Origin of the sequence: Streptomyces sp. NPDC048297 (assembly GCF_043201585.1) — a bacterium.
In the GTDB taxonomy this organism is placed as follows: domain Bacteria; phylum Actinomycetota; class Actinomycetes; order Streptomycetales; family Streptomycetaceae; genus Streptomyces.
The window spans coordinates 1-1,778 of sequence record NZ_JBICZA010000088.1 but is presented as its reverse complement, the minus strand read 5'-3'; the positions used below and the strand labels follow the sequence as shown (position 1 = coordinate 1,778).

The following is a 1,778-nucleotide window of genomic DNA, read 5'->3' as shown; positions in this document are numbered from 1 at the left end:
GCGGAGGATGCCGCTACTTCTGATGGGGTGGGGGAGGCGCTGATTCAGCCGGCGGAGAATCCTGCTCCGTATGTGCCGCAGCCGGTGGTTTCGTTTGTGTCGTCCGAGGAGTGGAAGAGGGATCTGGACGATCACGACGAGACTTTGGTCTTTGCTCCGCCTGCGGATCTTGTGCATGCGAGTTTCAAGCAGAGTGCGGGTCCGGTGACGTTCGAGTTGCCTGATGGGAGGCTTTATTCGGCGGTGCGGTCGGCGATTGTGGATGGTGTTCCGCAGGATCGTCGGGAGGCGGCGGGTCGGGAGATCGATGAGTGGTTCCCGCGGGAGAGTTTTGTCTCGGAGTTGCCGCAGGCTGTGGGTGACCGGTTGGTGCTCACGTTGTTCGCGGCGGATCGTCCGTTGGAGGTTGCTGTCCGTCTGCGTCTGGGTGGTTGGCGGCAGTTGACGGATACGCATGGGCGTGCGCTGGATGATTCGGGTGTGGTGGATCCGGTTTCGATGCGGCGTGAGGCGCGGACCCGGCAGGTGTTCGAGTCGGGTGATTCGGTGGGGAGCAGCAGTACGGTCTCGCATGGTGTGGGGTTGCCTGCTTCTCTTCTGATCAATCATGCGTTTTCTGCGGTGCCGCATCTGAACAAGCTGGGTTTCCTGGTGAATTCGGCGATCGCGGGTTATTCGGCGTCGTCGACGAGTGATGTGTCGTCGACTGCGGCGACGGCTCGTTATACGAAGGGCACGTACCGGGCTGTCGATTTCGCGTATGACGTGCTTTTTGACGTCACTGTGCGGGGGCGTGAGCGTGGGCAGGCTGATTACCAGAGTCAGGACATTCTGAACGAGGCTCTGATCGGGCGTCATGACCGCAGGGTGGTGAGGAGTCTTCCGAAGCCGTCGGCGGATGTGGTTGCGGCGACGTCGCAGCAGTGGCAGACGTGGCAGAACGGGGATGGTTCGGCGGCGCAGGGTGCGCAGCAGTCGGATGCGAGTACCGCGATGCTGCAGCAGGCCATGGACACGGCTGCGAACCGGCGTACCGGTGAGCAGGCGGGCCGCAACGCGTTCGACGAGTGGAACCCACAGGATCCCACCGCTCCTGCCGGTCCCGCCGGCTCGGCCGGGTGGAGCGTGCCTCTGGCCGTCCCGCGGACTTCGCTGGTGGAGACGTTCGATCACACGGAGGATCTGCGTCGTGCGGTGTTCTCGGTTCTGCCGCCTGGTGCGTCCGAGATCGGTTCTGTGCAGCGGGCCGCGGTTCACGCGTTCACGTCGTCCCAGTCGATCGCGGGGTCGTTGCATCAGGCGATGACGGGTGGTCACTGGTCGCCGATGTTCCACTTCTCCTCTGGAGCGCCTCAGGCGGTGGAACTGCGCACGGGGTTCCATGACGCCCACGTGGTGGGGGCCGGTGGGCCTGAGGAGGTGGACTGGCTCACGCATCTGGACACCGAGGACACGCTGGTCGACAACGTGGCTCACCGTCGCAGTGCCGGTGACAGCGGTGGGTATTCGGGTTCGGCTCTGTGGGATTCGTCCAACGGCAAGTTCAGCACGCTGATGGGTGTGCCGGCGGTGGGTGTCCGGCGTGCGGTGAACATGTCGGACCCGGGTCCGCAGGCGGGGTCGGTTGTCCTGCACAAGGTCAAGTTGGAAGAGGCCACGGTGGTGGTCGAGGGCCGGACCCGGACCGAGGTCCGATCCACGGGTGGCCAGAACGCTGTTGTGGAGGGCCGGGCCAGGCTACGGATCCTGCTGAAGGACGCCCAGCGGCTCGGACTGCT

1 protein-coding gene is annotated in these 1,778 nt (G+C 64.6%); it reads left to right on the top strand.

Translation table 11 applies throughout. The annotated features are described in order from the left end of the window. Positions 1-27: 27 nt before the first annotated feature. A partial coding sequence (locus ACGFYV_RS37500; RefSeq protein ID WP_393883026.1) for a hypothetical protein occupies positions 28-1,778 on the top strand: 1,751 nt, incomplete at its 3' end.